Raw genomic sequence first — 5,872 nt, forward strand, 5'->3', positions numbered from 1 at the left:
GCGCAAGTATGTCCTGCAAAGGCCACCACTCAGCTGATGACGAACCCATTGCGGATAAGACCACTACCACCGGCCTCTCCGCACCCTTTATACGCACAAACGCATTCCCCAACCCAACACCTACCATCCTGCCGTCAGGTGACGGTAAGGACATCCATTTTTTTGATGCGTACCCGTTGTAAAAATACATCGCTGTGATCAGTACAACCACTGTCCCGGCGATCACTGAAATCCAATACCCGACACCTCTTTTTTTCTCTTCCATAAAACTTTTGTTACCTATTCTTTCCTATATTTAAAACTATTACTACACATTAATTGACGACTCAATCATTCCTTTATCTATATATACGCGGTACAACTTACGCACGTACCGGGGAAGGTTTAACGCAAAAACTACCGCCCCAATGATACATCCGGTTCCACCGGTTAACAACGCAACTGGCGCGCCAAACATTTTTGCTAACGCGCCCATCAATAAATGCCCAAAGGGCAACACCCCGATTGCTGCCATCATGTATATACTCATCACACGCCCGCGTTTATCATCATCCACAAGTGTCTGCACTAACGTATTACATGACGCCATTGACAATATCATCCCCAGCCCGGCGATAAACATTGTCAGTACTGACAACCACAACACTCGTGAGAACGATAACGCTATCAACCCAAACCCGAAGATAAACGCCGCAGCGGATAATACATTCACCAACCCAACCACTGTTTTCCTTGATGCGAGATACAACCCCCCAATCAACGCGCCAATCCCCGATGCGGAAACCAGAAACCCCTGTTCCCTCGCACCCCCGTGCAGAACCTCACGCGCAACAACCGGCATCAGTAATGTATAAGGCAAACACAAAAGGTTTATCAGTGCAACCATAAATATAATTACCCGTATGGTATCAAACTCGTATACATACTTAAACCCGGATTTTAACCCAGCAAAAAAGTTTTCCCGTACACCCTTTTTTCTTAAGGCTTCCCCGGTCATAAGATTCAACGAAATAATTACCGCAGAAAAACTTAACCCGTTAATAAGAAAACACACTCCTTCATTAAATACTGAGATCAAAATCCCTGCAACCGCTGGCCCGACCAACCTTGCAGAATTAAACATCATAGAGTTTAATGCAATTGCATTCCCCAGATCTTCCTTATCTTCAATCATCTCAATCACAAACGCCTGACGTGCAGGTCCTTCAAACGCAGTTGCCATACCATAATATAACGACAAAACTATCACATGCCAGTACTGTACAGTTCCCATTAACGTCAAAATTGCGAGCATCAACGCCTGGGTCATCAGTACCCATTGCATTATAAGAATAACTTTTTTCTTATCCCACCGGTCAATGAACACACCTGCCACTGGGGTAAGGATTAGCATAGGAATCTGCGTAAAAAACCCGGTAATCCCGACCATCAACGCGGACTGTGTCAGCCGGTAGGTAAGCCATCCGATTGATACGGTTTGCATCCAAATACCGATTAACGACACTATCTGCCCGGTAAAGTATAGCCGGTAGTTACGGTTACGTAACGCACGGAATATTGTCCCTACCTCAACGAGGAAAGTAGTTAATTGTGAATCAAGAGTCGCGAGTACACCCATCAACATTACATTTCTTATTTCGGGATATTAAAATTAATCTCCGGCAGTTTTTTTTCAGCTTCCACAACTTTGTACATTTCGCGCTGCTGAAGATTCATTGGCCCCGCGAGAAACATATAGGGCACCTGCTGTATCCGCGTGTTAAAGATTGTGACTGAATCATTATAAAACTCCCGACGATCAGCTATCTGGTTCTCAAGCTGGCTTACACGGTTCTGTAGCTGCATAAAATTTTCGTTTGCCTTCAGTTGCGGATAATTCTCCGCCACCGCAAATAAAGTTTTTAAGGCAGAGGTCATATCAGCATTCGCGTTTGCCATCTGGCCTGGAGTTCTGGATTCCAGAAACCGTGTCCTTGCGGAAATAATTTTTTCAAGTGTCTCACGTTCGTACTGCATATACCCTTCGCATACTTTCACGAGTTTCGGAATCTCATCATACCGCTGTTTTTCCAGGACTTCAATATTTGACCATGATTTATCAACATTAACCTTCACCACGATAAGTTCGTTATAAATCCCGATAACATACGAGATTAATACGAACAATACCACCGTACCAATCAACAATACCGCCAAAACTATACCTGTCCCCATTTTTTATTACCTCCTCAAGAATATTGTTAATTACTGTACTGCCAAATAAAATTATCACTTTGACATAGCTTTATAAATCTCAACCCACGGTATTGCATGCCCGGTTAGTATAATCCCCGCGCGGTTAAGGAACGATATTACCATCACTATTGACACAACGATCCCCAGTGTATTCAACCCGTATCCCGATAAAGAAAGGTGTTGTATTATAGCCTTCTCCCCGCGGTCGGAAAACGCAAATACTGTATCCCCGGAATTCCCTTTTGCGATAACAATATCATCTTTCACCTCGGGTAATGCCTGAGAAAGTTCTTCCTCCAAAACCTTTTGTTCAACATCAACCTTTGCGGCATCCCATTCTTCAATACTAATATTCCCATCCCCGTTTTTATCGTATAACATCAACTGCTGCTTATTATTTTTTAACCCGCGCAACCGTTCCGCGATTTTTTCTTTTCGGTCATCACCATAATCCTTAAACTCCCGTACTGTTCCTATGATAAAGAACGTCTCCCCAGGTTTTATGTACCATTCAGTATAGCGAAACCTTTTTCGTCCCAATGTTTGCCAGATAGAATCCACTATACGATAATCCTGGTTGATAACAACCTCCGCACCCAGCGGGTCTACCAACAACTCGCCTGTATCGTCGGTAACATAAAAATAATTAGTTGACTCCCCCGACCGTACGGTTTTCCAATGCGTTCTCCCTTTTGAATCCCTATCCTCGCGTTCCACACGGAATTTGTAGTATACACACTCAGTACCTGTTATAGGCGAGATAAGTTTCCCGCGTTCTTTTGCTATACCATTAACTTCAGATAAACCCATCGCTACGGACCGTATTTTTGAAGACGGAATGTTTTCGATCAACCTTTTCTTCCTTAACTGCGCATAACCATAAAGTATTGCCACGAACCCTGCAATGAAGAAAACAACATCATGCGCGTAATCGATTAGTCCCGTACAAGAAATATCCATATTTAAGGCATGGCTACTCTAACGCCGAGGATAATGATTCAAACCGCGCGGTGTCAAGTTCAACCTCAGAATACCTTGATGCAATCATTGAAGCGCTATGCGCATCCGAAAATGTCATAAAATTAAGTTTTTTGTTTTTAATAACATCCTTCCCAAAATTAGTATTCACCTCTTTGGGATTAACAACGTCGTGAGTCCGTACCTTAGAATTAATTATCTCCGGCAATACCGCTCTGCGGTAGTCAGTTTTATCCATCCGTGCAGAGATCAGCAACGCTTTACGTTTACGAAAAAAATCGAGTACCTCAGAAAATGACAGGGGAACAACAAACTCGCTGCTGCCATGCATAAACGGCGGCACTTTGAGGTCATCGAGTACAGCGTGGAGTTTATCATACCCTGTCTTAGGATGGAAATATCCCAGGATATTCACTTGATCACACTCATCAATCCGGCAGGTAATTTCTACTCCCGGGATTATCACCAACTTTTTATTTTCATGATAATGCTCATAAATTTCAAGTAAATGAAACGCACCGTCAACACTGTGGTGGTCAGTAATCCCGAGGATATCAATTTTTTTCTCCAGGGCTGTATTAACAATATGAGTATACACCTTCTCGCTTGAGAACTTACTCATCTGCGAGAAACAGTTCGACGCGGGTGTATGAACGTGTAAATCTAAACGGTATACCTGCATTGTTTTGATTTCTTTACTTCCGCGGAAATACTCGCATGCTCTTTCTCATACCCCGGGCGGCCCATCAAAGCATACGTCATTTCCTTACCAGCAACAACCCCGGGCTGATCAAATGTGTTAATGTTAAACAACTCGCCGGCATACGCCGTTGCGTTCTCCAGCATCAACAATACCTGTCCTATATGATACGGCGAAATCTTCGGGAGGTTGATTGTACAGTTCGCCCTTTGTTTTTTTGTTAATGCCAAACGTGTAGCGTCTTCCTCAGCCTTTAATAACTCGTTAAACGTATACCCGCTGAGGTAATGTTTAGGGTCAACATTTTTAGGGATAACAACTTTCTCGCCAAAATCTTCAACTGAAAGAAAAGTAATAACCTTATCATACGGCCCTTCGATATACAACTGCACCTGCGAGTGCTGGTCCGTCACACCCAAAGCCTTAACCGGTGTCGGGCCGACGTTAACAATCTTGCCGTTATTATCTTTCTCTTTACCCAAACTTTCTGCCCATAACTGCCGGAACCAGTCCGCTATGCCGTACAACTGATTTGAGTACGGGAACATTACGTTTATACGTTTACCTTTTTGGTAGAACAGGTACTGTGTTGCTGCGTACATCAATGCCGGGTTCTTGAACATATCATCCGTCCCGCAACGCGTTTCCATATCCTTAGCTCCACGGAGTAACGCGTGGATATCAATCCCTGCTGCTGCAGCGGAGAGTAAGCCCACAGGGGTTAACCCCGAGAACCGCCCCCCTACATTCGAGGGGATAACAAACGACGCTAGCCCTTCAGTTTTTGCAAGTTCACGGAGGTACCCGGTATTAGCGTCGGTAGTAACTATTATATGTTTCCGATAATTTTTCTTCCCAACCTTTGCAACAATTTTTGATTTCAAATAAAAATATGAGGACAAACATTCCGCTGTAGTCCCGGCTTTGGAGATAACATTTACGACAGTTTTTTTTAGGTCAACCGCATCAAGTAAGCCCGAGATAAACACAGGATCAACATTATCAAGAACGAATAACCTTAACCACCCATTCCGTTGTTTTGAAGTCAGAAGGTTCCAGTATGGATGCCGTAACGCCTGGTGTAACGCAATATTCCCGAGTGCCGACCCGCCGATACCCGCTACTGCGAAATTATCAAACTTGTTTTTGTAACACGCCATAAACTTCACGATTTCATCGGCAAGTTTTACCTGTAACGGCAGTTCGTGGTACCCAATTTTTTTTGCATTTTTCTTCTCCGCAACCCGCGCCCATGCGGTTGACGCTACGGGCGTCATACTTTGGAGGTCGGCGATATTCAATCCCTGGGAACCAACGTAATCGGACAAACAATTTGCGTAGTTGAGGGTGACAAATGTTTTTTTCATGTTAACGGATACACCACTTTCTATTTATAAACAGTTTATTAAACAATTTCTTATAATACAAAAAATGGCGGGTGGTTAGCAATATAGAGTTTTATAGCATTAACTTTTTGAATAAATTGAATTAAAGAAAAGTTCACATCCGCGCAACGTGGTGTGATAGTTTAGGGTCAGAAGCGGAGATAACCCCGGCGATACGGTTCCGTAACGTTGACGGCATCCGTGATTGAGTGGAATCCAATACTTTTTGTAATGCCTGTTTCACAGCAGTCCGGCCATGCCGCCCTACTGCGTTATAGAGCTTCAGCAATAATAGTGATGCCTCTATGTTCCCGATTTCCCCGAGGGTAAACGCTGCAATAACCTGTTCCCGTGAATCCGTACTGCGCAACATATTTTCGAGTACACCCATCCCTATTGATGCGTTAAACCTATAAACCACACGTGCAGCCTTTGCGCGGACACGGTAGTCAGGATCTTTGAGGAACGGTGCAAGCGCGGTAACAGCATTAACCACACTACCTTTTTTCAGGAGTTCAGTTTCCATGAGTTCCACACCCCTCGCACGGACGTGGCGGTTTGAACTATTAATCAT

General features: G+C 43.8%; 7 protein-coding genes. All 7 read right to left on the bottom strand.

Going from position 1 to position 5,872, the window contains the following annotated elements:
* On the bottom strand, positions 1-265 hold a 265-nt coding region (locus WC955_12825; GenBank protein MFA5859938.1), incomplete at its 3' end, for a hypothetical protein.
* 42 nt (positions 266-307) lie between these two features.
* Entirely contained in the window at positions 308-1,618 is a 1,311-nt protein-coding gene (locus tag WC955_12830; GenBank protein ID MFA5859939.1) for an MFS transporter, read from the bottom strand.
* A 14-nt stretch (positions 1,619-1,632) separates the two neighbouring features.
* Positions 1,633-2,214, bottom strand: a complete 582-nt coding sequence (locus WC955_12835) for a LemA family protein (GenBank protein ID MFA5859940.1) — start codon at positions 2,212-2,214, stop codon at positions 1,633-1,635.
* Between the two features lie 54 nt (positions 2,215-2,268).
* Positions 2,269-3,195: a GIDE domain-containing protein gene (locus WC955_12840; protein ID MFA5859941.1), complete on the bottom strand. Its 927-nt coding sequence runs from the start codon at positions 3,193-3,195 to the stop codon at positions 2,269-2,271.
* A gap of 13 nt (positions 3,196-3,208) precedes the next feature.
* On the bottom strand, positions 3,209-3,895 hold the full coding sequence (locus WC955_12845) for a PHP domain-containing protein (GenBank protein ID MFA5859942.1): 687 nt from the start codon (positions 3,893-3,895) through the stop codon (positions 3,209-3,211).
* Positions 3,877-5,280: a glucose-6-phosphate isomerase gene (locus WC955_12850; protein ID MFA5859943.1), complete on the bottom strand. Its 1,404-nt coding sequence runs from the start codon at positions 5,278-5,280 to the stop codon at positions 3,877-3,879. Before WC955_12850 ends, WC955_12845 begins: the two co-directional genes overlap by 19 nt.
* 133 nt (positions 5,281-5,413) lie before the next feature.
* Positions 5,414-5,872, bottom strand: a 459-nt coding sequence (locus WC955_12855) for a hypothetical protein (protein ID MFA5859944.1), incomplete at its 5' end; no start/stop codon positions are given.

The organism is Elusimicrobiota bacterium, from assembly GCA_041658405.1.
Taxonomy (GTDB): domain Bacteria; phylum Elusimicrobiota; class UBA5214; order JBBAAG01; family JBBAAG01; genus JBBAAG01.

Bases quoted from the DNA above. Each gene is read 5' to 3' on its own strand.
- WC955_12840 (MFA5859941.1), bottom strand. From the start codon at position 3,195: ATGGATATTTCTTGTACGGGACTAATCGATTACGCGCATGATGTTGTT.
- WC955_12830 (MFA5859939.1), bottom strand. From the start codon at position 1,618: ATGGGTGTACTCGCGACTCTTGATTCACAATTAACTACTTTCCTCGTT.
- WC955_12835 (MFA5859940.1), bottom strand. From the start codon at position 2,214: ATGGGGACAGGTATAGTTTTGGCGGTATTGTTGATTGGTACGGTGGTA.
- WC955_12850 (MFA5859943.1), bottom strand. From the start codon at position 5,280: ATGAAAAAAACATTTGTCACCCTCAACTACGCAAATTGTTTGTCCGAT.
- WC955_12845 (MFA5859942.1), bottom strand. From the start codon at position 3,895: ATGCAGGTATACCGTTTAGATTTACACGTTCATACACCCGCGTCGAAC.